We start from the raw sequence: 22,601 nt of genomic DNA, 5'->3' as shown, positions 1-22,601 counted from the left end.
TGCCTCCCAAGAGTTGCCTTAACGGTGTTAAGCTGTCAAGCGTGACGACCCGGAGACCCCCGAAACTGGACAAGAAGCAGGTCGTGGAGACGGCGCTGCGCCTGCTGAACGAAGCGGGCCTGGACGGACTGACCCTGCGGGCCATCGCGAAGGAGCTGAACGTCCAGGCACCCGCCCTGTACTGGCACTTCAAGGGCAAGCAGGAACTGCTGGACGAGATGGCCACCGAGATGTACCGCCGGATGGACGCGGGGGTGCGGCTCGGCCCGGAGGTCACCTGGCAGGAGCGGCTCCTGGCCGTCAACCGCGCGCTGCGCGCGGCGCTGCTCGAACACCGCGACGGCGCCAAGGTCTTCAGCGGTTCGCGCTTCACCGGCACCGAACACGCCCTCGGGCTGGAGACGAACCTGCGCGCGCTGGTGGACGCCGGCTTCACGCCGGCCCAGGCGGTCCGCGCGTTCTCGACCGCTTCCTGTTTCACCCTCGGCTTCGTCACCGAGGAGCAGGGCGTCGAGCCCCTCCCGGGCGAACGCCGGGAGGGCTACGACATCACCGAACGCGCGGCCCGGATGTCGGCGTTCCCCCTCGCCGCGGCGGCGGGCGCCGACCTCTTCCAGGACTACGACGAGGGCTTCGAAGAGGGCCTGTCACTCGTCATCGCGGGCATCGGGGCCCGCTACCGCACGCCCTGACGAGCCGTACGCGCCCGCGGGCGCCCGGGACTACGCCGGCAGGACCGCGTGGACGCGGTAACCGCCGCCGTAGCGGGGCCCGGCGGAGCAGGATCCGCCCAGGGCCCCGGCCCGCTCGCGCATCCCCAGCAGGCCGTGGCCGCCGCCCGGGTCGGCCGCGCGGGGGGCGGAATCCGCCGACGTACCGCCGTCGTCCAGCACGGTCACCTCCACCGACGCCCCCACCCGCACCACGCTGACCTCGGCCGTCGCGCCCGGACCGGCGTGCTTGCGCACATTGGTCAGCGCCTCCTGGATCACCCGGTACGCGGCCAGGTCCACGGCCGCCGGGAGGGCGTCCCCCTCCCGGCCCAGCTCGACCATCACCTTCACCGGCAGCCCCGCATGGCGGAAGGTGTCCGTCAGCTCCTCCAGCACCCCCAGCCCCGGCGCGGGCTCCGTCGGCGCCTCCGGGTCACCGGACTGCCGCAGCAGCCCGACCGTGGCGCGCAGCTCGTTCAGCGCGGAGCGGCTGGCGTCCCGGACGTGCGCCAGCGCCTCCTTGGCCTGGTCGGGGCGCTTGTCCATCACGTGCGCGGCCACCCCGGCCTGCACGTTGACGAGGGCGATGTGGTGGGCCACCACGTCGTGGAGGTCCCGCGCGATCCGCAGCCGCTCCTCGGCGACCCGGCGCCGGGCCTCCTCCTCCCGGGTGCGTTCGGCGCGTTCGGCCCGCTCCCGGATCGCGTCGATGAACGCCCGGCGGCTGCGCACCGCGTCCCCGGCGGCCGCGGCCATGCCGGTCCAGGCGAAGACGCCGATGTTCTCCTGCGCGTACCAGGGCAGGGGGCCGGCCAGCATCGCCACACCCGTCAGCCCCGCCATGGTGAGCAGGCCGACCTTCCAGGTGGTGGGCCGGTCGGTGCGGGCGGCCAGCGTGTACAGGGCGATCACGGTGCACATCGCGACGGGCGCCCGGGGCTCCCCGGAGGACAGCTCCAGCAGCGACAGGGCGACGGTCGCGGCGAGCACCGCGCGCGGCCGGCGGCGCCGGAACACGAGGGCGGCGGAGCCCAGCAGCATCAGCACCAGCGAGAAGGGCTCGGGGGTACGGGTGCCGAAGGTGGGCCCGTGCGGCCCGTGCGGGCTGACGAAGGAACCGGCCACCATGGCGATGAGCGCCCCGAGCGCGAGTGCGGCGTCGGTGGCGGGCGGATGGAGCCGCAGCCACTGCCGGACCGCGCGCAAGCGTCCCTGCCGGACGGGGTCTGTCGTCACGGGAAGCTACGGTACGGCCTCCGCCCGCAGTCCCGGTCAGTCGCTGCGCGAGGGCGGCGGGGGACCGGGCGGCGGCCGCCGGCCCAGCGGTATCCGGGAGCGCTCGGGGCCCCACTTCGCGCGGATCACGCACACCGCCATGACGGCGGCGATGGCCGCGAGGTGCTCCTTGCCGGCGAGGTTGTCCTTGACCAGCACCTCGCCGATCATGACGGCGATCACCAGACCGCCGGTCAGGTAGGCCCGGTAGCGCCAGCAGACGTAGATGGCGAGGCCCACCACTGCCGCCGACGGCCCGGTGTCGTTGACGACGCGGTCGGACACCGGCAGGCCGAAGGGGTGGTCACGGCCGAGGGAGAGCCCGATCCGGGCGTACGTGGTGCCGGCCAGCGTGGCCACGTAGCCGATCAGCAGGGTGCGCCACCAGCCGATGCAGATCTCGGAGATGCCGAAGACCAGCAGGATCTGGGCGAGTGCCCCCCACACCGGCAGGTCGAGTGCCGGTACGAACAGGGAGAGCGGGGTCCGCAGGAGCGCCAGCCAGAGCGGGTCGGCGGCCTTGACCGAGCCGAGGTCCTGCACCGGCTGGAAACCCCAGTGGGTGTTCTGGACGACCTGGAACAGCGAGGTCAGGGCGACCGCGCCGATGGTCATCGGGACCGCCCGCCACTTCTCGTGGACGAGCGCGTCCCGGATCGTCCGGAACAGGGGCCCCCACTCGCGGCGGGCGAACCGCCGCGGTGAGGGGTTCGACCACGCTGTCAACGACGCGTCTCCAGATGTCTGCGGTGCAGCCACTTCGGCAGGCCGGGCGCCTCCAGGAAGCCCTCGGCCCGGCCCGCCGCGATACCGATCCGCAGCAGGTCGGAACTCTTCTCGAAGAGCATGAACCGCGGCTCCCAGATCGGCCGGTATTTGGCGTTGGCCCGGTAGAGGGACTCGATCTGCCACCAACGGGAGAAGAAACTCAGCAGCGAGCGCCACATGCGCAGCACCGGACCCGCACCGAGCTTGGACCCCCGTTCGAAGACGGAACGGAACATCGCGAAGTTCAGTGAGACCTGTGTGACGCCGATCTCCTTCGAGCGCTCCAGCAGTTCGATGACCATGAACTCCATCAGGCCGTTCTCGGAGTCCCGGTCACGGCGCATCAGGTCGAGCGAGAGGCCCTTGGGCCCCCACGGCACGAACGACAGCACGGCGCGCAGCTCGCCCTGCCCGTCGAAGCACTCCAGCATCACGCACTGGCCGTCGTCCGGGTCGCCCAGCCGGCCCAGTGCCATGGAGAAGCCGCGCTCGGTCGCGCCGTCGCGCCAGTCGTCGGCCCGCTTGAGGAGGTTGTCCATCTCGTCGGCCGGGACGTCGGCGTGGCGGCGGATGCGGACGGTGTACCCGGCGCGCTTGACGCGGTTGAAGGCCTGCCGGACGGTCCGCATCGCGCGGCCCTCCAGGGTGAACTCGTCGGTCTCGACGATGGCCTCGTCACCGAGCTCCAGCGCGTCCAGCCCGTGCCGTGCGTAGATCTGCCCGGCCTCCTCGCTGGCGCCCATCACGGCGGGGATCCAGCCGTGCTCGCGCGCCTCGGCCAGCCAGGGCTCGATGGCGCCCGGCCAGGCCTCCGGGTCGCCGATCGGGTCGCCGGAGGCCAGCGAGACACCGCCGACGACGCGGTAGGTGACGGCGGCCTTGCCGGTCGGGGACCAGATGACGGACTTCTCCCGGCGCAGCGCGAAGTAGCCCAGGGAGTCGCGGTCACCCTGCTTGGCGAGCAGCGCCCGCAGCCGCTCCTCGTCCTCGGGGGTCAGCGGGTCGACGGCGCGGCGCGCGCGGAACGCCGCGAACAGCACGGCGAGCAGCAGCATCATCGACATGACGTTGATGGAGACGTCCACCCAGCTGGGCGTGGCGATCCCGTCGTAGGCGCGGTCGTTGGGCTCCAGGGTGACCAGCCGCATCACGCCGTACCGCCAGCGGGCCAGGAACGTCGCCTGGGCGCGGTCGGGGTCGGTGTTGGTGGCGCCGACCAGCAGGGCGGCGACGAGCGAGGTCAGCAGCAGGCCGACGGCGCCGACGGCGGTGGCGAGCTTGGGGTTGGACCGGTCGCCCTTGGCGTAGAACTCGTGGCGGCCCAGCACCAGCGCGCCGACGAAGGCGGCCGTCAGGAGCAGCGACACCCAGTTCTGGGCGTGGTCGCGGAACTCGGGGTAGCAGAAGTTGAACTCCCCGCCCGTGCAGGGGGCGAAGGCCGCGGTGGCGAAGGCGAACAGCAGCATCCCGCTGATCACCAGGTTCAGGATCCAGGCGGCCCGTTTGCGGCGGCCCATGGTGACCGCGAGGATCAGCGAGAACAACCCGGACGCGAACCCGGCCGTGAGCAGGTACGGCGTGTAGAAGTCGGCGGTGTTGTGCCGGCGCAGGTCCTGCCCGAGCGAAAGCCACACCGCGCTGAGGAAGTTCACGAAGGTGACGGCTCTCAGGTACCAGACCGCGAACGCGGCCCCGCGCCGCGAGGGCGCGGTGCCCCTGCGGTTCGCCGCCTTTTCGGCAGGCTCCCCTCCGGGCTCTTTCCTGCCGTTGGCTACCGTCGTGGTTTCTACGCTGGTCAAGCGGACCTCTCCCATGGAATGCGATGTTATGGGGCGTCACCGTCCACGGGCGGTCCGAGCACCCCGGACTGCTCAGGCCCGTGGCGCCCGTCTACTCAGTCCTTCGGTTCCTCCGCCGCCCGCTCGGGCAGGTCCGCCGCGAGTGCGGCGGCCGCTTGGACGAGGGGGAGGGCGAGCAACGCCCCGGTTCCTCCACCCACTGTGACGCCGTGGTCGAGCACCGGGTTGAGTGCCATCCGGTCCAGGGCTTTGGCCTGGCCCGGCTCTCCGCTGGCCTGGCCGGCCAGCCACCAGTCCGGGGCGCGGAACGCGGCCCGCTGGGCCACCAGCCCGCACGCCGCGGACACGATGCCGTCGAGGATGACCGGTGTCCGGCGCACCGCGCACTGGAGCAGGAACCCGGTGATGGCGGCGACGTCCGTGCCGCCGACCTTCGCCAGCAGGGCCACCTGGTCCCCGAGGACCGGGCGGGCCCGGCGCAGCGCGTCGCGGATCGCCGCGCACTTGCGCATCCAGGCCAGGTCGTCGACGGGGACACCGCCGCGGCCCGTGACGACGGAGGCGTCCGTGCCGCACAGGGCCGCGATCAGCGTCGCGGCCACCGTGGTGCCGCCCACGCTGAGGTCGCCGAGCACGACGAGGTCGGTCCCGGCGTCGGCCTCCTCGTCGGCGATGCGCATCCCGAGCCGGAGCGCCGCCTCGGCCTCCTCGGGCGTCAGGGCGTCCTCCACGTCGATGCGGCCGCTGCCGCGCCGGACGCGGTGGCGGCTGACGTCCGCCGGCAGCAGCCCGGGGTCGCAGTCGAGTCCCGCGTCGACGATGCGGACACCGGCGCCGAACCGGCCGGCCAGCACGGCGACCGGGCTCGTCCCGTCGAGCACCGCGCGCACCAGTTCGTGGGCGGAGCCGGCGGCCCGCGCGGAGACCCCGGCGGCGGCGATCCCGTGGTCGGCGGCGAACAGCACGACGCGCGGCCGCTCGATCGCGCGCACCGGTACCCGGCCCTGAGCGGCGGCCAGCCACTCGCCGAGCTCGTCGAGCCGGCCCAGCGCGCCGGGCGGCACGGCCAGCCGTTCGCGGCGGTCCTCGGCATCACGACGGACGCCCCCGTCGGGGCGTTCGATCAGATCGGAGAACTCGTCGAGGTTCAGCGTGGTCATCTGCCAGAGCGTACAGGCGGTGAGGCCCTCCCCAAGCCCCTGATCCGGCCTCTCCGTCAGGCTGCGACGGCCGCCGCGGACGGTTCCGCCGGTGTCAGGGCTTCAAGATCAGCGCCTGGCCCGCCACGATCAGCAGTGCGTGCTCGCACTCGGCCGCCACCGCGTTGTTCAGCCGGCCCAGCTCGTCGCGGAAGCGCCGGCCCGAGGTGGTCGCGGGGACCACGCCCGCACCCACCTCGTTGCTGACGAACACCACCGTCCGACGGGTCGCCCGCACGGCCGCCACCAGCGCGCCGGTCCGCTCGCGGAGCTCGGTCCGGCCGCCCGTCTCCCACACCGAGTCGTCCCAGGCCCCCGCCCGGTCCATCGCGTCCGTCAGCCACAACGCCAGGCAGTCCACCAGGAGCGGCGGCCCGTCCCCGTCCTCCAGCAGCGGCACCAGCTCGCACGTCTCCACCGTCCGCCAGCTCGCCGGCCGCCGCTCCCGGTGCAGCCCCACCCGCTGCGCCCACTCCGCGTCCCCGTCCCGGGAACCGCTCGTGGCGACGTAGACCACCTCGGGGAACGGCGCCAGCCGCCGCTCGGCCTCGTAGGACTTCCCCGACCGGGCGCCGCCCAGCACCAGCGTGCGCCGCGGCACCTGGGGCAGCGCCCGGTACTCGCCGACCACCACCGTCGTGCCGTCCGGGACCGTCCGCGCCCCGACGGCCGCGCACCGGCGCTCCAGCTCCCGGCCCGGCGGGGTGTCGTGGTCCAGGTGCACGGCGATCACATCGGTGGCCGGGCCGACCGCCCCGCTCGCCCGCAGCCGCGCCAGCGCCTCGGGGCGGCCGGGCACGTCCGCGAGTACCACGTCGTAGGGGAGCTGCCCGCCCGCGCCGGAGCCCAGGCCCGCCGGGGCCCCGCCCGGCGGCAGGTACAGCAGCCGGGCCCCGTCCGGGCCGGTGACCTCGTACCCCGTCCCCGGCGCGTCCATCGGCACGGCCCGCACCCGGTGCCCGCTGATCACGGCCAGCTCCCGGCCGTCCGGCACCCGGCCGGCCGCGGGCAGCCCGGGCGGCAGCTCCACGGCCGGGCCGTCGTGCGGGTGGGTCAGCAGGACCTGCCGTACCCCCGACAGGGAGTGCCCGGCACGGGCGCCGGCCAGCACCGCCCCGGGCGTCAGGTCCAGCAGCAGCGCGCCGTCCACGAGGACGGCGGTCGCGGCGCGGGCCGCCGGGCCCACGGACAGGGCGCAGGTGGCGCAGGGACAGCCGGGGCGGGGCAGTCCTTCGGGTGTACCGGTACCGAGGAGAGTGAGTTCCACACGGATGATCCTCCCGCGTCGCCGGGACTGCTGCGCGCCCGGCTACTCTGCGGGCAGACTCATGGCGGAGTACGCGCGCGAGCGACAGACGAGCGGCGGACGAGCAACGGAGGCGGACATGGCGTGGACGTGGCGGTTCGAGGCGGCCGACGGCGGCGAGACCAACCCGTCGGTGGAGCCGGAGGAGTTCACCACGCAGGGGGACGCGGAGTCCTGGATCGGGGAGTACTGGAAGGACCTGCTGGAGGGCGGGGTCGAGCGGGTCAAGCTGTCCGACGACGGCGGCACCGAGCTGTACACGATGAGCCTGCGCGAGGCGCTGGACGCGTGAGCGCCTGACCGGGCGGCGGTGTGCGGGGCCGGCCCCGTACACCGTCCTCGGGCGCGAAGGCCGCGTACCGCGGCCCCGGTGCGTCGGGTGGGCACGGCTGGCCGGGTGCGTCAGCCCCGTACACCGCACAGGTGCAGCAGCGCCGCCACCCCGCGGTAGGGGTCGGTCCGGCCGGCCCGGTCCTCGGCGGCCAGCAGCCGCTCCAGTTCCGCCTCCCGCGGCAGGCTCTCGCCGGCCTCGGTGCCGTCGGTGAAGACGCGGACGCCGTACCAGGCCTGGAGCGGGGCGCCGATCCCGGACAGGGTCGCGGTCAGATCGGCCAGCCGGTCCGCCCGTACTTCAAGACCGAGCCGGTTCGTGTAGTCGACGGTGTCGAAGGCGGCCAGGGCGGCGCTCCAGTCCCCCTCCAGCCCCGGTCGCATGGCGAGGGCGTCGCCGTTGCGCACGAGCAGGGACAGCAGGCCGCCCGGAGCCAGCATGCGGGCCAGCCCGGCGAGCATCGCGTCCGCCTCGGGCACGTACATGAGCACGCCGTGGCACAGCACCACATCGAAGCTGCCGGGGCCGAAATGCGCCCCGGTCTCGCGGCCGTCGCCCTCCATCAGCCGCACGCGCTCCTGGATCCCGGCCGGCTCGGCGGCCAGCGCGGCGTGCGCCACCGCGAGCATGTCGGGGTCCTGCTCCAGGCCGGTGACCATGTGTCCGGCCCGGGCCAGGCGCAGCGCTTGGGTGCCCTGGCCCATGCCGACGTCCAGCACGCGCAGCCGCTGCCCGACGGGGAAGCGCTGCACGATCTGCTCGTCGACCTGACGGCCCACGAGTTCCTGGCGGACGGCGTTGCGCAGTCCGCCCAGTCCCTCCAGCCACAGCCGGGCGCCCCCGGCGAAGCCCTGTTTCCCCTCCCCCGACGCCCCTGAGCGGGGCGTCACTCGGCTCAGGGCCGTGCCCCGCGCTTGACCTGCGGCTTCGGCAGACGCAGGCGGCGCATCTGGAGGGTGCGCATCAGGCCGTAGGCGACGGCGCCGCGCTTCGGCTCGTTCGGGAAGCGCGTGTTCAGGGCCTTGCGCAGGCGGATGAACAGGCCGATGGAGTCCAGGATGATCAGGACGATCACGCCGAGCCACAGCAGCAGCGCGATGTTCTGGATCGAGGGGATCCGGACCATGCTCAGCACCAGGATGATCACGGCGAGCGGCAGGAACATCTCGGCTACCGAGTAGCGGGCGTCCACGTAGTCGCGGACGTACCTGCGGACCGGGCCCTTGTCGCGGGCGGGCAGGGCCCGCTCGTCGCCATTGGCCAGTGCCTCGCGCTGCTTCGCCATCTCTTCACGGCGCCGCTCACGGGCACGCTTGGCATCCTCCTTGCGGTTGCCGGTCGGAGCCGCCACTGCCTTGCGCTGCGACTGGGCCACAGCACGCTTCGGCGTCGGGCGGCCCTTCGGGGCCTGGGGGTCACGGGGCTGCGAAAGGGCGGCGCTCACCTTGTCGGTGGCGGCGTCCTTTTCTTCCTTGGAGGAACGGCTACCAAACACAAAACCCAAGCCTACGTGGTCGTGCGCTCCCGCCCCACCTCCGCGGGGAACGATCCGGCAACGGCGGACGTCTTCCCTGTGCAGGGTTGTTGCGGCGGGTGCACCTCCCGCGCGGACGTCCCGGGAACCCACCGGATCCCGGGGATCCGGGGGTTCTCCTGGGATCACCTACTCCTTGCGCCCGATACGGCGCGGGAGGCAGTCGTCCTGGAGGAGGAGCGCATCCGGGCAGGAACAGTGCGGTAATGGAGACAGGGCCCGTACTGTGGGTCCTGATGGCGGCCGTCTCGGGAGACCGGGCGCACCGCCATGGCTGTGACCTGGAGCGAAGTCCGTCTAGAAGGGGGCGCGCGAAGCCCATGAGCGGTGTCATGAAGCGTATGGGGATGATCTTCCGCGCGAAGGCGAACAAGGCCCTTGACCGGGCCGAGGACCCGCGCGAAACCCTCGACTACTCCTACCAGAAGCAGCTGGAGCTGCTGCAGAAGGTGCGCCGGGGCGTCGCCGATGTGGCGACCTCCCGCAAGCGGCTGGAACTGCAGCTGAACCAGCTCCAGGGCCAGTCCGCCAAGCTGGAGGACCAGGGCCGCAAGGCGCTCGCCCTCGGCCGCGAGGACCTGGCCCGCGAGGCCCTGGCCCGCCGCGCCTCCCTCCAGCAGCAGGTCAGCGACCTCGAGGTGCAGCACCAGACCCTCCAGGGCGAGGAGGAGAAGCTGACCCTCGCCGCCCAGCGCCTCCAGGCCAAGGTGGACGCCTTCCGGACGAAGAAGGAGACCATCAAGGCCACCTACACCGCCGCCCAGGCCCAGACCCGGATCGCCGAGTCCTTCTCCGGCATCTCGGAGGAGATGAGCGACGTCGGCCTCGCCATCCAGCGTGCCGAGGACAAGACCGCCCAGCTCCAGGCCAGGGCCGGCGCGATCGACGAGCTGCTGGCCTCCGGCGCCCTGGACGACCAGAGCGGCCTCGGCTCCAAGGACGACATCCAGGCCGAGCTCGACCGCCTCTCCGGCGGCACCGACGTCGAACTGGAACTCCAGCGGATGAAGGCCGAGCTGGCCGGCGGCCCGTCCGCGCAGCAGCAGGCCATCGAGGGCGGCGCCCCCGGCACCGGCCAGCCGTCGCAGACCCAGCACCGGTTCGACAAGCAGTAGGACGGGGCCGTCATGATCGTCCGCATCATGGGGGAAGGCCAGGTGAAGCTGGCCGACAGCCACTTCGCCGAGCTCAACAGGCTGGACGACGACCTCCTCGCGGAGATGGAGTCCGGTGACGAGCCGGGCTTCCGCAGGACGCTCGGCGAGCTGCTCGATGCGGTCCGGCGGCTCGGTGAGCCGCTGCCGGACGATGCGCTGGAGCCGTCGGAACTCATCCTGCCCGCACCGGACGCCACGCTGGACGAGGTCCGGGACATGCTCAGCGACGACGGCCTGATCCCGGGCTGAGCGACGCGCAGGGGTTCGTTTCCGAGGTTGGTCAGAGGCAGGGCCCGTCGCTCAGTGCGGCGGGCCCTTCCTCATGGAGATCCGCTCCGGGTCCGGGGTGCCGCCGATGAAGTTCTCGAACCTGCGGCGCGGCGCGGCCCAGCGCCGGTCGTGGTGGAAGGCGCGCAGCCGGGCCCTGGCGCGGGCCCGGGGGCGCTTGACGTAGAACCGCTTCGCGTACGGGGAACCGGGCCGGGCCAGCCGGATCGCACCGATCAGCGCCACGAAGGGGACGACCGTGCCGAACAGCGCGGTGCGCGGCTTGCCCTTCCACAGCGCGACCAGCGCCAGGAAGAAGTTCCCGGCCATGTTCAGGACGACCAGGCCGCGGCTCTGGCGCTCCCCGGGGCTGAGGTCGTTCACCCCGAAGGGCAGGAACCCGCCGAGCACCAGTGCCACCAGCGCGGCCGTCAGGACCACGATCTCGACGCTCTTGCGGCCCTGTTCGCTCCAGTAGACGTCGTCCAGGTGCAGGATCAGCGCGAACTCGTCCAGTACCAGGCCCGCGCCCAGCCCGAAGAGCACGGCCGAGACCAGCGCGCCGAAGCCGCCCCGGCCGCTGGCGATCGAGCCGAACCCGCCGATGATCACGAGTACCACCCCGGGCACCACGTGGTGGATGTGCAGGCCGCCCGGTGAGACGTTGCGGAACGGGCCCCTGCCCGCCCGGATCAGCCGGGTGATCACACGGGTGACGAGGAAAGACAGCACGAACGACAGCAGGGCGACCAGCAGCGGCAGCTTCCCCGGTTCGATGATGTTCCGGTACCACCAGTGACCCATACCGCCGACCCCTTTCCTTTGGCAGCTCCCGGTTTAGCAGGTATTGGGAAATTTACCGGCCGCCCCCAGCGGGTAGCGTTCGCGCCGATGACAGATTCGTACGAAGATCCGCCGACCGTCCCGTCCGGGGAGCGCGCCACGCTCGGCGACGGGCTCCGCTTCGCGTTCGGCACGCTCACCGTGCTGCCCGCCCGCATCACGCGCTGGGACCGGCCGGCCGCCCGCACCGGGATGGTGTGCGCCCCGCTCGCCGGCCTCGTCGTCGGAGCGCTCGCGGCGGCGGCCGGAACGGCCCTGCTGTTCCTCGGCGGCGGCCCGCTGCTGGCCGCGGCCGTCACCGTCGCCGCACCGGCCGCCCTGACCCGGGGGCTGCACCTGGACGGGCTGGCCGACACCGCCGACGGGCTGGGCAGCGCCAAGCCCGCCGAAGACGCCCTGCGGATCATGAAGCAGTCCGACATCGGCCCCTTCGGCGTGATCTGCCTGCTCTTCGTGCTGCTGATCCAGGTGGCCGCCCTGGCCGACGCCTACGCCGACGGCTGGGCCCGGGGTGCCCTCGCCGCGGTGACCGCCGCCGTCGCCGCCCGGCTCGCGATGACCCTGGCCTCGCGCGACGGCGTCCCCGCGGCCCGGCCCGGGGGGCTGGGCGCGGCGGTCGCGGGCGTGGTCCCGCGCCGCTCGGCCGCCGCCGTCACCGCTCTCACCGCGGCGGCGGCCACCGCGGCGGCCCTCCCGCTGGGCCTGCCCGTCGCCGCACAGCACGCCGCGGCGGTGCTCCTCGCACTGGGGGCGGCGGAACTCCTGCTGCGCCGCTGCGTGCGCCGCTTCGACGGGGTCACCGGAGACGTCTTCGGAGCCCTGTCCGAGGCCGCGGCCACCACCGTGCTGCTGACCCTCGCCCTCGGCTGAACGCGCAGCCCCCGTACGCTCTGGGCGTGGAAGAGACCCCGACGCCCATCAGGGTGCTGCTCGCCGACGACCAGGCGTTGCTGCGCAGCGCGTTCAAGGTGCTCGTCGACTCCGAGCCCGACATGCACGTCGTGGGCGAGGCCTCGGACGGCGCCCAGGCCTATGCCCTGGCCCGCGACCACCGGGCCGACGTCGTCCTCATGGACATCCGCATGCCCGGCACCGACGGCCTCGCGGGCACCCGCATGATCACCGCCGACCCGGAACTCGCGGCGGTGCGCGTCGTCATGCTGACCACCTTCGAGGTCGACGAGTACGTCGTCCAGGCGCTGCGGGCCGGTGCCTCCGGTTTCCTCGGCAAGGGCGCCGAGCCCGAGGAGCTGCTCAACGCCATCCGCGTCGCCGCCGCCGGCGAGGCGCTGCTCTCCCCGGCCGCCACCAAAGGGCTGATCGCCACCTTCCTCGCGCAGGGCGCCCACGCCGAGCCCCCCGCCCCCGGCTCCGCCCACGCCGAACGGCTCGCCGCGCTCACCGGCCGGGAGCGCGAGGTCCTCGTACTCGTCGCGGCGGGCCTGTCCAACGACGGCATCGCCGGCCGCCTGGAGGTCAGCCCGCTCACCGTGAAGACGCACGTCAACCGGGCCATGGCCAAGCTCGGCGCCCGTGACCGGGCCCAACTGGTCGTCATCGCCTACGAATCCGGCCTGGTCCGGCCCCGCGCGGACTGAGCGGGGCGGGCGGGCCGCGCGGCGGGGACGAGCAGCGCAGTAGGACGGCGTACTGCGGGCGCGGTACGCGCGGGGCGAGGACGGCACCTCGGAGCGACGCGCCGCCGCCACGCCGCGGGAGAGGCTGAGGCGTCGCTCGTGTCTGAACCTGCAGAGAGATCCCGAACCATGTCGTGGCTGTCCCGCTTCAGCCTGGCCCAGAGAGCGCTGATCGGCCTCATGTCGATCGTCGCGCTCCTCTTCGGCGCCATGGCCATCCCACAGCTCAAGCAGCAACTGCTGCCCTCCATCGAACTGCCGATGGTGTCCGTGCTCGCGCCGTACGAGGGTGCCTCGCCCGACGTGGTGGAGAAGCAGGTCATCGAGCCGATCGAGGCCACCCTCAAGGGCGTTGACGGCATCACCGGCATCACCTCGACCGCCAGTGAGGGCAACGCCCTGATCATGGCGCAGTTCGACTACGGCGACAGCGGTACGAAGCAGCTCGTCGCCGACGTCCAGCAGGCCGTCAACCGGGCCCGCGTCCGGCTGCCCGCCGACGTCGACCCGCAGGTGGTGGCCGGCTCCACCGACGACATGCCGACCGTGGTCCTCGCCGCCACCTCCGGGAAGGACCAGCAGGCCCTGGCCGACCAGCTGGAAAGCTCCGTCGTCCCCGTCCTCTCGGACATCGCCGGCGTCGGCCGCGTCACCGTCGACGGAGTCCAGAAGCTCCAGGTCACCGTCACCCCCGACCCGGCGAAGCTCACGGCCGCAGGCCTCGACGGCGCCTCCCTCGCCAAGGGCCTCCAGGCGGGCGGCGCGAGCGTCCCCGCCGGCTCCTTCGACGAGCAGGGCAAGAACCGCACCGTCCGGGTCGGCGCCGGCTACACGTCCCTCGCCCAGCTGGAAGACCTGCGCCTGAGCGCCGGGCCCGGCAAGCCGGCCGTGCGCCTCGGTGACGTCGCCACGGTGAGGCAGGAGCCCGCCAAGGCCGTCTCCCTCACCCGTACCAACGGCAAGCCGAGCCTCGCCGTCACCGTGACCATGGACAAGGACGGCAGCGCCGTCGCGATCTCCGACGCGGTCAAGGAGAAGCTGCCCGAGCTGCGCTCCACCCTCGGCTCCGGCGCCGGCCTGGCCGTGATCATGGACCAGGGGCCGGCCGTTGCGAAGTCCATCTCGGGCCTGACCACCGAGGGCGCGCTCGGCCTGGTCTTCGCGGTGCTCGTGATCCTGGTGTTCCTCGCCTCGCTGCGCTCGACGCTGGTCACCGCGGTCTCCATCCCGCTGTCCGTCGTCCTCGCGCTGATCGTGCTGTGGACCCGGGACCTGTCGCTGAACATGCTGACGCTCGGCGCCCTCACCATCGCCATCGGCCGCGTCGTCGACGACTCGATCGTGGTCCTGGAGAACATCAAGCGCCACCTCGGATACGGCGAGGAGCGCGAGGAAGCCATCGTCACCGCGGTCCGGGAAGTGGCCGGGGCGGTCACCTCCTCCACCCTCACCACCGTCGCCGTCTTCCTGCCGATCGGTCTGGTCGGCGGCATGATCGGGCAGCTGTTCAGCTCCTTCTCGCTGACCGTCACCGCCGCCCTGCTGGCGTCGCTGCTCGTCTCCCTGACCGTCGTGCCCGTCCTGTCCCACTGGTTCCTGCGCGCTCCCAAGGGCACCTCCCAGGATCCCGAGAAGGCGCGGCGCGACGCGGAGGAGAAGGAGGCACGCAGTCGCCTCCAGCGGTCCTACGTCCGCGTCCTCGGCTTCGCCACCCGCCGCAGACTGACCAGCGTCGCCATCGCGGCGGCGGTCCTCGTCGCCACCTTCGCCATGACCCCGCTGCTCAAGACGAACTTCTTCGACCAGGGCGCGCAGGACACCCTGACGGTCAAGCAGACCCTGGAGCCGGGCACTTCGCTGGCGGCCGCCGACGAGGCGAGCCGCAAGGTCGAGAAGGTCCTCGCCTCGGTCGACGGCGTCAAGGACTACCAGGTCACCGTCGGCTCCTCCGGCTTCATGGCGGCGTTCGGCGGCGGCACGGGCACCAACCAGGCCTCCTACCAGGTCACCTTGGAGAACGCGGACGACGCCGACTCCGTCAAGGAGCACATCGCGAGCGGGCTGGCCGGGCTCGACGGCGTCGGCGAGACCCGCATCCTCGCGGGCGGCGGCTTCGGCAGCTCCAACCTGAGCGTCGTCGTCAAGGCCGGTGACCCCGCCGTCCTCGCCGAGGCCGCCGGGCAGGTCCAGGCCGAGATGGCCAAGCTCAAGGACGTCACCGACGTCCAGAGCGACCTCTCTCAGTCCGTGCCCCGCATCTCGGTCACCGCAACCCCCAAGACCGCCGAAGCGGGCCTCGACCAGGCCGCCCTCGGCGCGATCGTCGCCCAGGCCGTACGCGGCACCCCGGCCGGCAAGGCCGTACTGGACGACACCGAGCGGGACATCGTCATCAAGTCCGCACGGCCGGCCACCACCCTGGCCGAACTCCAGGCGCTGCCCGTCGGCGCGACGGCCAGGCTCGGCGACATCGCCGACGTGAAGATGGTCCCCGGCCCCGTCGCGATGACCCGCATCGACGGCGCCCGCGCCGCCACCGTCACCGCCCGCCCGGTCGGCGAGAACACCGGCGCCGTCAGCAGCGCACTCCAGAGCGGCATCAAGGCGCTGGACCTGCCCGCCGGCGCCACCGCCTCCATCGGCGGCGTCTCCCAGGACCAGAGCGAGGCCTTCGGCTCCCTGGGCCTGGCGATGCTCGCGGCCATCGCGATCGTCTTCATGCTGCTGGTCGCGACCTTCCGCTCGCTGGTACAGCCCCTGATCCTGCTGGTCTCCGTCCCCTTCGCGGCGACGGGCGCGCTCGGCCTGCTGATCGTCACCGGCACCCCCATGGGCGTCCCGGCGATGATCGGCATGCTGATGCTCATCGGCATCGTCGTGACCAACGCGATCGTCCTGATCGACCTCGTCAACCAGTACCGGCGTCAGGGGCTGGGCGTGGTCGAAGCGGTCATCGAGGGCGGCCGGCACCGCCTGCGGCCCATTCTGATGACCGCACTCGCGACGGTCTTCGCGCTCCTGCCGATGGCGTTCGGCGTCACCGGCGAAGGCGGCTTCATCTCCCAGCCGCTCGCGGTGGTGGTCATCGGCGGCCTGGTCAGCTCGACCCTGCTGACCCTGCTCCTGGTGCCGACCCTCTACACGATGGTCGAGCTCTTCAAGGACCGCCGCCGTGACCGCAAGCAGGCTCGCCTGACGGCGGTCCCGGCCCCGAGCGGGTCCTCGGACGGGGCCCCGGCCCGGGTCTGACCGCAGGGCCCGTACGCACGCCGAAGGGGCGCCTCCCGGCCGGGGGGCGCCCCTTCGGGCATCGCGGGCGGGGAGCCCGGGCTACGGCAGCGCGAGCATCCGCTCCAGGGCGAGCTTGGCGAAGCTCTCGGTCTCCTTGTCGACCTGGATCCGGTTGACGAGGTTGCCCTCGGCCAGTGACTCCAGGGCCCACACCAGGTGGGGGAGGTCGATGCGGTTCATGGTCGAGCAGAAGCAGACCGTCTTGTCGAGGAAGACGACTTCCTTGTCCTCGGCGGCGAATCGATTCGCCAGGCGCTGGACCAGGTTCAGCTCGGTGCCGATGGCCCACTTCGAGCCGGCCGGGGCCGCCTCCAGCGTCTTGATGATGTACTCCGTCGAGCCCACGTAGTCGGCGGCCGCGACCACCTCGTGCTTGCACTCGGGGTGCACGAGCACGTTCACGCCGGGGATGCGGGCGCGCACGTCGTTGACGGAGTCGACCGAGAAGCGGCCGTGGACCGAGCAGTGCCCGCGCCACAGGATCATCTTGGCGTCCCGCAGCTGCTCGGCGGTGAGGCCGCCGTTCGGCTTGTGCGGGTTGTAGAGCACGCAGTCGTCCAGGGACATGCCCATGTCGCGCACGGCGGTGTTGCGGCCCAGGTGCTGGTCCGGCAGGAACAGCACCTTTTCGCCCTGCTCGAAGGCCCACTCCAGGGCCTTCGTGGCGTTGGAGGAGGTGCAGATCGTGCCGCCGTGCTTGCCGGTGAAGGCCTTGATGTCGGCGGAGGAGTTCATGTACGAGACGGGCACCGTGGCGCCGGCGATCCCGGCCTCGGTCAGCACGTCCCAGCACTCCGCGACCTGCTCGGCGGTGGCCATGTCGGCCATCGAGCAGCCCGCCGCGAGGTCGGGCAGGACGACCTTCTGGTCGTCCGTGGTGAGGATGTCGGCGGACTCGGCCATGAAGTGCACGCCGCAGAAGACGATGTACTCGGCCTCCGGCTTGGCGGCCGCGTCCTTGGCCAGCTTGAAGGAGTCTCCGGTCACATCGGCGAACTCGATGACCTCGTCACGCTGGTAGTGGTGGCCGAGGATGAAGACCTTGTCCCCGAGCTTCTCCTTGGCCGCGCGGGCGCGCGCCACCAGGTCCGGGTCCGACGGCGAGGGCAGGTCGCCGGGGCACTCGACCCCGCGCTCGCTCTTGGGGTCGGCTTCGCGGCCGAGCAGCAGCAGGGCGAGCGGCGTCGGCTGGACGTCCAGGGGCTGGACGTCCACAGGCTGGGCGGTGGTCACGACACGCACCCTTTCTCTTCTGCGACAAGGGACTTCGGAAGACGTTCGGAGCGACTTCTCGTCTATTTGACGCTATCTATCATAGCCGCTTCATGTCAGTTTGACGATGCCGATTGTGTCGATGTGACGAATTCGCCCGCTCCGTACTCCCGCGTCCGTCAGGTCCGCACCCCGGCCCCGGTGTGTGCGAGCATGAAGAACTGGAACAAGGTGCGGGACCCCGGAATGAATCCGCGGTCGCGCTGGTTGCCACCGACGGCAAGAGTCCGACGTTTCCCCAGCCTCCGGCGGGGAGCCGCCCACTTCGGGAGTGAATGCAGATGTCCGTACAGGACGAAAAGACCACCGTGAGCGACGGCATCCTCCTGTCCGACGCCGCCGCCGAGAAGGTCAGGACCCTGCTGGAGCAGGAGGGCCGCGATGACCTGGCGCTCCGCGTCGCCGTCCAGCCCGGTGGCTGCTCGGGCCTGCGCTACCAGCTCTTCTTCGACGAGCGCTCCCTCGACGGCGACGTCGTCAAGGACTTCGACGGGGTCAAGGTCGTCACCGACCGCATGAGCTCCCCGTACCTGCACGGTGCCTCCATCGACTTCGTCGACACCATCGAGAAGCAGGGCTTCACGATCGACAACCCGAACGCCACCGGCTCCTGCGCCTGCGGCGACTCGTTCAGCTAAGCCCGCGGTCCTACGCGTGAGGGCCCGGACGGCTTCTGCTGTCCGGGCCCTCACGCGTACCCCTGCACGCCCTACTGGCTACTGGCGCGGCAGCGGCTTGCCCGTCGTGGCGTCGACCACCTTCCGGTCGCCCAGCGGCTTGTTCAGCGTCACCGTCTGGGACATCTCCTTCGCCAGCATGATGCAGGCCTGGCCCGGCTTGTTCGGGGTGTCGGTGATCTTCACCAGGACGTCGGTCCCCTCCTCCCGCGCCTCCACGGCGTAGGTGCTGCACACCCCGCCCCAGAAGTTCACGGTCAGCGTCCGGTCGGCCTCCTTGTACGAGAACCCGGGCACGGTACGCGTCGCACCCGCGCTCGGAGCGGCCGTCTCCCGGGCCGAAGCCGGCTCGGCCACCGTGCGGGCCGGCCCGCCGTCCTTGCCCGCCACCTCGAAGAACCAGGCCGGGACCAGACCCCGCCCGCCGCCGTCGACCGTTCCGGCGGCGAGCCCCAGCACGGCCCCCCGTACGGTCTCCGTCCGCGGCGGCTTCATCGGGCGCGGTTCCGGGTTGCAGGGCAGGGTGTCCGTCGCGCCCGTCGGCGTGTCCGGGGCCAGCGGGACCGAGGTAGCGCAGCCGCTGGGGCCGGGACCGGTCCCGTCCGACCCGCCGCTGCGGGCGTTGAGCCGGGCCAGCGCCTCGACGGCCCCGACCACCGGCTCATCGGCCGCGCGGACCGGCGCTTTCAGCTCGCCGCTGCCTGCCACCACCGTGCCGTCGGGGCCGACGCTCACCTTGCTGGACCAGCCCTGCGTGGGCAGGCCGCCGATCACCGGGTCCGCCGTCACCACCCGGACCGAGCCCTGGGTGAGGCGGGCGTCCAGCGTGGCGTCGGCCTGGCCCGCGCCCGCGAGGACCGGGGCGGCGGCGGACTTGGCCGCCTGCTCCGACACGGGCTGCGCGGTGTCGCCGGCACCCCGGGGGAGGGTGGCCGGGCCGCAGGTGTCCTGGCCCCGCTTGCAGTTGTCGCCGCCGGAGCCGTTGCCCGCGCCGTTGCCGTCCCCGGCCTGGAAGCGGGCGAAGTTCCAGGTGCCGGGGGCCGTACGGGTGACCGTGAGCCGGGGCCCGGCGCCGTCGGCCGCCTCACCGGCCAGCCACTGCTCGCCGGTCAGCCGGGGCGCGCCGGAGATCCCGAGGGCCGCCGCGAGCCGGGCCACCTCCTCGGAGGTCACCTCTCCGGTCGCGGCGAAGGTGGGGGCGGTGGCCGGGCCGTCGGGGAGCTTGACGTCGGTCCGGTAGGTCACCGCGCCGCCCGAGGGGTCCGGCTCGCCGGGGGCGATGCCCGGCCCCGGCGGGGTCGGCGCGACGCGGGGCGCGGAGGCCGCGCTGTCACCCGTACGGTGGCCGCCCGAGCCGTCGCCGTGGGCCGTGGACGCCCAGTAGGCGGTGCCCCCGCCCGCCAGGAGGACGGCCGCCGCGACAGAGCCGACGGCCCAGCCCGGCCGCCGTCGTGTGGGGCGTGATGTGTCGGGTCGTTCGGTGGTCACCGCATCGCTCCTTCGCCTGTCCCGCGTGTCTCGATGCGGGTGTGACGAAGCGGACCCCGAACCGGTTCCCGCCGCCTCGAAGACCCGGCCTAGGGCGTGTTTCGAAAGTAGCGCCGGCCGCCCGAAGGGCGGGCCCCACGGCGTCCGGTGCGTGCGATCGCAAGGCGGAGGGTCGCCCTCGTACCGGGCCGTACGCGGGCGATCCCGACAACGCGGCGAGCGTGCGTGCCGGGCGTCGCGGGGCAGGCGGGACTTTCGAAACGCGCCCTAGTCGCCGTACTCCGCCGTGGAGGCGATGAGCCGCGCCGAGGCGGGCGGGACGCTGACGCCGTGGATCTGGGAGGGCGCCACGGGGGCGGGCCGCGGATCCGCGGGGACCGCCCAGTGCGGGGCCATGCGGGCGCAGTCGCCCAGCAGCCGTGCGAAGCCGGGCCGCGTCCCCGCGGAGTGCTCGGCGTACCCGAAACCGTCGGTGTAGGTCATGGACGGCACGTTAGGCGCGGGCAACGCGAGGAGAAAGACCTACTACGGGGTAGTTTCGCAGGGTCGGCCCGGAGCTGTCGACCGGGTAGTTTTGACTGTCCACCGCCGTCCCCCGCAGGAGCATCCACGCCGTGCGTATCGCAGTCACCGGCTCCATCGCCACCGACCACCTGATGACCTTCCCGGGCCGCTTCGCCGACCAGCTGGTCGCCGACCAGCTCCACACGGTCTCCCTGTCCTTCCTCGTCGACAACCTCGACGTCCGCAGGGGCGGTGTCGGCCCGAACATCTGCTTCGGCATGGGGCAGCTCGGCAGCCGCCCGATCCTGGTCGGCGCGGCCGGCTCCGACTTCGACGAGTACCGCGCCTGGCTGGACCGCCACGGCGTCGACACCGAGTCCGTGCGGATCTCCGAGGTGCTGCACACCGCGCGCTTCGTGTGCACCACCGACGCGGACCACAACCAGATCGGCTCCTTCTACACGGGCGCGATGAGCGAGGCCCGCCTGATCGAGCTCAAGGCCGTCGCGGACCGGGTGGGCGGACTGGACCTCGTCCTCATCGGCGCCGACGACCCCGAGGCGATGCTCCGCCACACCGAGGAGTGCCGCACGCGGGGGATCCCCTTCGCGGCCGACTTCTCGCAGCAGATCGCCCGGATGGACGGCGAGAACATCCGCACCCTGATGGAGGGCGCGACCTACCTCTTCTCGAACGAGTACGAGAAGGGCCTCATCGAGTCAAAGTCGGGCTGGACGGACGCGGAGATCCTCTCCAAGGTCGGCACCCGCGTCACCACGCTCGGCTCGAACGGCGTGCGCATCGAGCGCGAGGGCCAGGAGCCGATCGTCGTCGGCTGCCCGGAGGAGAACGCGAAGATCGACCCGACGGGCGTCGGCGACGCGTTCCGCGCCGGCTTCCTGACGGGCCTCGGCTGGGGCGTCGGGCTGGAGCGGGCGGCGCAGGTGGGCTGCATGCTGGCGACCCTGGTGATCGAGACGCTGGGCACCCAGGAGTACACCCTGGCCCGCGCGCACTTCATGAAGCGCTTCACCAAGGCCTACGGCGACGAGGCCGCCGCCGAGGTCCAGGCCCACCTGGCGTAACGCGCAGCGTGCGGCGACGCCCCCCGGCCGGCGCCGGGGGGCGTTCCCGTCACCGCAGACGGCGGACCGTGTACGCCGCCCCCACCGGGCGCGCGCTCTCGCCCACGTACGCGTGGCCCCGCATCGAGCACCACGCCGGGATGTCGAGCCGGGCCACCTCGTCGTCGCTGACCACCGTCACCGTCCCGCCGACGGGTACCGTGCCGATCGCCCGCGCCAGCTCGATGACCGGCTGCGGACACCGCAGGCCCAGTGCGTCCAGCTCCACCGACTCCGCGACGGGGACGCTCTCCTGAGCCTGCGGCACCCCGAGGCGCGCCCGGATCTCCGCCACCGCCCTCGGCAGCACCTCCAGGAAGCCGTTCACCTCTTCGGCCGTCGTCCCGGCCGGCAGCGACACCCGTACGTTCCCCTCCGACAGCACGCCCATCGCCTTGAGGACGTGCGACGCCGTCAGCGTGGAGCTGGTGCAGGAGGAGCCCGAGGACACCGAGTAGCCCGCCCGGTCCAGTTCGTGCAGCAGGGTCTCCCCGTCGGCGTACAGGCAGGAGAAGGTGACCAGGTGCGGCAGCCGCCGCTCGGCGTCGCCGACCACCTCCACGTCCGGCACCAGCCGTGCCACCCGCCGCCGGATGCGGTCCACCAGCACCCGCAGCCGGGCCGCCTCCGCGTCCGCCTCGGCCCGTACGGCCCGCAGCGAAGCCGCCGCCGCCACGATGGCCGGGAGGTTCGCGAAGCCGGGGGAGCGGCCCGACTCCCGCTCGTCCGCGGGGCCTTGGGGGGCGAACCTGACGCCCTTGCGGACCACCAGCAGCCCCACCCCGGGCGGCCCGCCCCACTTGTGGGCGCTCGCGGTGAGCAGCGACCACGCGCCCTCGACCGGGCCCCAGCCCAGCGACTGCGCCGCGTCCACCAGCAGCGGCACCCCGGCGTCCCCGCACAGCCCGGCCACCTCCGCCACCGGCTGGACGGTGCCCACCTCGTGGTTGGCCGACTGGAGGCAGGCCACAGCGGTGGCCGGGTCCAGCGCGGCCGCGTACCCGTCGGGGGACACCGCCCCCAGCCGGTCCACCGCAACCTCCGTCACCGTGCCGCCGGAAGCCGCGTGCACCTCGGCGGCGTGGAGGACGGAGCTGTGTTCGACCGCCGATACGACCAGCCGGCTCCCGACCCTGCGGCGCCCTGCCAGCGCCCCCGCGATGCCCGTGTGAACCGCGTGCGTCCCCGAAGGAGTGAACACGAGCTCGTCGGCGCGGCATCCCACCGCCTCGGCCGCCGCCTCCCGCGCCGCGTCCAGCAACAGCCGGGCGCGCCGCCCCTCGCGGTACAGCCGGGCCGGGTCGGCCCAGCCCTCGTCCAGGGCGGCCAGCAGCGCCTGCCTGGCCACGGGGTGCAGCGGGGCGGCGGAAGCGGAGTCGAAGTACGGCATACGGGCACGCTAACCGGAGCCCCGCC

Annotated in this window: 21 protein-coding genes; 9 read left to right on the top strand and 12 right to left on the bottom strand. The window is 72.9% G+C overall.

Annotation, left to right across the window (positions count from 1 at the left end; all coding sequences use genetic code 11):
- Positions 1-41: 41 nt before the first annotated feature.
- Complete coding sequence (locus IE207_RS01810; protein WP_190182203.1) at positions 42-692, top strand: TetR/AcrR family transcriptional regulator C-terminal domain-containing protein; 651 nt, start codon at positions 42-44, stop codon at positions 690-692.
- 30 nt (positions 693-722) lie between these two features.
- Here IE207_RS01810 and IE207_RS01805 read toward each other — a convergent pair whose 3' ends face one another.
- From IE207_RS01805 to IE207_RS01785, 5 genes are all read right to left on the bottom strand, one after another.
- The gene (locus IE207_RS01805; RefSeq protein ID WP_190182202.1) at positions 723-1,949 is read right to left on the bottom strand and encodes a sensor histidine kinase; all 1,227 of its coding nucleotides are present in this window, start codon (positions 1,947-1,949) and stop codon (positions 723-725) included.
- A gap of 36 nt (positions 1,950-1,985) precedes the next feature.
- Positions 1,986-2,714, bottom strand: a complete 729-nt coding sequence (locus IE207_RS01800; protein WP_190182201.1) for a hypothetical protein — start codon at positions 2,712-2,714, stop codon at positions 1,986-1,988.
- Complete coding sequence (locus IE207_RS01795) at positions 2,711-4,570, bottom strand: phosphatidylglycerol lysyltransferase domain-containing protein (RefSeq protein WP_190182200.1); 1,860 nt, start codon at positions 4,568-4,570, stop codon at positions 2,711-2,713. Before IE207_RS01795 ends, IE207_RS01800 begins: the two co-directional genes overlap by 4 nt.
- A gap of 80 nt (positions 4,571-4,650) precedes the next feature.
- Positions 4,651-5,715 carry a nicotinate-nucleotide--dimethylbenzimidazole phosphoribosyltransferase gene (gene cobT, locus IE207_RS01790; protein ID WP_190182199.1) on the bottom strand — a complete coding sequence of 355 codons (1,065 nt, stop codon included), beginning with the start codon at positions 5,713-5,715 and terminating at the stop codon, positions 4,651-4,653.
- Positions 5,716-5,809: 94 nt separating this feature from the next.
- The gene (locus IE207_RS01785; RefSeq protein WP_190182198.1) at positions 5,810-7,021 is read right to left on the bottom strand and encodes a bifunctional adenosylcobinamide kinase/adenosylcobinamide-phosphate guanylyltransferase; all 1,212 of its coding nucleotides are present in this window, start codon (positions 7,019-7,021) and stop codon (positions 5,810-5,812) included.
- 118 nt (positions 7,022-7,139) lie between these two features.
- Here IE207_RS01785 and IE207_RS01780 point away from each other — a divergent pair, with 118 nt between their 5' ends.
- Positions 7,140-7,352, top strand: a complete 213-nt coding sequence (locus tag IE207_RS01780) for a hypothetical protein (RefSeq protein WP_190182197.1) — start codon at positions 7,140-7,142, stop codon at positions 7,350-7,352.
- A gap of 110 nt (positions 7,353-7,462) precedes the next feature.
- Here the strand turns inward: IE207_RS01780 and IE207_RS01775 are convergent, their stop codons facing one another.
- Complete coding sequence (locus tag IE207_RS01775; protein ID WP_229873344.1) at positions 7,463-8,206, bottom strand: class I SAM-dependent methyltransferase; 744 nt, start codon at positions 8,204-8,206, stop codon at positions 7,463-7,465.
- An 80-nt stretch (positions 8,207-8,286) separates the two neighbouring features.
- Positions 8,287-8,886 carry a DUF3043 domain-containing protein gene (locus tag IE207_RS01770; protein ID WP_190182196.1) on the bottom strand — a complete coding sequence of 200 codons (600 nt, stop codon included), beginning with the start codon at positions 8,884-8,886 and terminating at the stop codon, positions 8,287-8,289.
- Between the two features lie 359 nt (positions 8,887-9,245).
- Here IE207_RS01770 and IE207_RS01765 point away from each other — a divergent pair, with 359 nt between their 5' ends.
- Positions 9,246-10,040, top strand: coding sequence for a PspA/IM30 family protein (locus IE207_RS01765; protein ID WP_190182195.1), 795 nt, complete (start codon positions 9,246-9,248; stop codon positions 10,038-10,040).
- A 12-nt stretch (positions 10,041-10,052) separates the two neighbouring features.
- On the top strand, positions 10,053-10,331 hold the full coding sequence (gene pspAA / locus IE207_RS01760) for a PspA-associated protein PspAA (RefSeq protein WP_190182194.1): 279 nt from the start codon (positions 10,053-10,055) through the stop codon (positions 10,329-10,331).
- A gap of 51 nt (positions 10,332-10,382) precedes the next feature.
- Here the strand turns inward: pspAA and IE207_RS01755 are convergent, their stop codons facing one another.
- A complete protein-coding gene (locus IE207_RS01755; protein WP_190182193.1) occupies positions 10,383-11,153 on the bottom strand; it encodes an alpha/beta hydrolase in 771 nt (256 codons plus the stop codon).
- A gap of 87 nt (positions 11,154-11,240) precedes the next feature.
- On the opposite strand from IE207_RS01755, the gene IE207_RS01750 reads away from it, so the two are divergent.
- From IE207_RS01750 to IE207_RS01740, 3 genes are all read left to right on the top strand, one after another.
- Positions 11,241-12,062: an adenosylcobinamide-GDP ribazoletransferase gene (locus IE207_RS01750; RefSeq protein ID WP_190182192.1), complete on the top strand. Its 822-nt coding sequence runs from the start codon at positions 11,241-11,243 to the stop codon at positions 12,060-12,062.
- Positions 12,063-12,088: 26 nt separating this feature from the next.
- Positions 12,089-12,790, top strand: a complete 702-nt coding sequence (locus IE207_RS01745) for a response regulator (RefSeq protein ID WP_190182191.1) — start codon at positions 12,089-12,091, stop codon at positions 12,788-12,790.
- Between the two features lie 168 nt (positions 12,791-12,958).
- On the top strand, positions 12,959-16,078 hold the full coding sequence (locus IE207_RS01740) for an efflux RND transporter permease subunit (RefSeq protein WP_190182190.1): 3,120 nt from the start codon (positions 12,959-12,961) through the stop codon (positions 16,076-16,078).
- Positions 16,079-16,159: 81 nt separating this feature from the next.
- On the opposite strand, the gene nadA is transcribed toward IE207_RS01740, so the two are convergent.
- Positions 16,160-17,362, bottom strand: coding sequence for a quinolinate synthase NadA (gene nadA / locus IE207_RS01735; protein WP_190182189.1), 1,203 nt, complete (start codon positions 17,360-17,362; stop codon positions 16,160-16,162).
- 311 nt (positions 17,363-17,673) lie between these two features.
- Here nadA and erpA point away from each other — a divergent pair, with 311 nt between their 5' ends.
- The gene (erpA, locus tag IE207_RS01730) at positions 17,674-18,030 is read left to right on the top strand and encodes an iron-sulfur cluster insertion protein ErpA (protein ID WP_136217385.1); all 357 of its coding nucleotides are present in this window, start codon (positions 17,674-17,676) and stop codon (positions 18,028-18,030) included.
- Between the two features lie 78 nt (positions 18,031-18,108).
- On the opposite strand, the gene IE207_RS01725 is transcribed toward erpA, so the two are convergent.
- Entirely contained in the window at positions 18,109-19,557 is a 1,449-nt protein-coding gene (locus IE207_RS01725) for a hypothetical protein (protein ID WP_190182188.1), read from the bottom strand.
- 267 nt (positions 19,558-19,824) lie between these two features.
- Positions 19,825-20,040, bottom strand: coding sequence for a hypothetical protein (locus IE207_RS01720; protein ID WP_190182187.1), 216 nt, complete (start codon positions 20,038-20,040; stop codon positions 19,825-19,827).
- A 131-nt stretch (positions 20,041-20,171) separates the two neighbouring features.
- On the opposite strand from IE207_RS01720, the gene IE207_RS01715 reads away from it, so the two are divergent.
- Positions 20,172-21,146 (top strand): carbohydrate kinase family protein, encoded by a 975-nt coding sequence (locus tag IE207_RS01715; protein ID WP_190182186.1) that lies wholly within the window; start codon positions 20,172-20,174, stop codon positions 21,144-21,146.
- 49 nt (positions 21,147-21,195) lie between these two features.
- Here IE207_RS01715 and IE207_RS01710 read toward each other — a convergent pair whose 3' ends face one another.
- Positions 21,196-22,575, bottom strand: a complete 1,380-nt coding sequence (locus IE207_RS01710) for a cysteine desulfurase/sulfurtransferase TusA family protein (protein WP_190182185.1) — start codon at positions 22,573-22,575, stop codon at positions 21,196-21,198.
- Positions 22,576-22,601: the final 26 nt, after the last annotated feature.

It is taken from the genome of Streptomyces cirratus (assembly GCF_014650775.1).
Classification (GTDB): domain Bacteria; phylum Actinomycetota; class Actinomycetes; order Streptomycetales; family Streptomycetaceae; genus Streptomyces; species Streptomyces cirratus.
The sequence above is the reverse complement of the archived record's forward strand: the minus strand, read 5'-3'. Positions and strand labels throughout refer to the sequence as shown.

Coding starts and splice junctions, on each gene's coding strand:
- IE207_RS01795 (WP_190182200.1), bottom strand. CDS start 4,570: ATGGGAGAGGTCCGCTTGACCAGCGTAGAAACCACGACGGTAGCCAAC.
- cobT (WP_190182199.1), bottom strand. CDS start 5,715: ATGACCACGCTGAACCTCGACGAGTTCTCCGATCTGATCGAACGCCCC.
- IE207_RS01780 (WP_190182197.1), top strand. CDS start 7,140: ATGGCGTGGACGTGGCGGTTCGAGGCGGCCGACGGCGGCGAGACCAAC.
- IE207_RS01765 (WP_190182195.1), top strand. CDS start 9,246: ATGAGCGGTGTCATGAAGCGTATGGGGATGATCTTCCGCGCGAAGGCG.
- pspAA (WP_190182194.1), top strand. CDS start 10,053: ATGATCGTCCGCATCATGGGGGAAGGCCAGGTGAAGCTGGCCGACAGC.
- IE207_RS01755 (WP_190182193.1), bottom strand. CDS start 11,153: ATGGGTCACTGGTGGTACCGGAACATCATCGAACCGGGGAAGCTGCCG.
- IE207_RS01750 (WP_190182192.1), top strand. CDS start 11,241: ATGACAGATTCGTACGAAGATCCGCCGACCGTCCCGTCCGGGGAGCGC.
- IE207_RS01740 (WP_190182190.1), top strand. CDS start 12,959: ATGTCGTGGCTGTCCCGCTTCAGCCTGGCCCAGAGAGCGCTGATCGGC.
- erpA (WP_136217385.1), top strand. CDS start 17,674: ATGTCCGTACAGGACGAAAAGACCACCGTGAGCGACGGCATCCTCCTG.
- IE207_RS01720 (WP_190182187.1), bottom strand. CDS start 20,040: ATGACCTACACCGACGGTTTCGGGTACGCCGAGCACTCCGCGGGGACG.
- IE207_RS01710 (WP_190182185.1), bottom strand. CDS start 22,575: ATGCCGTACTTCGACTCCGCTTCCGCCGCCCCGCTGCACCCCGTGGCC.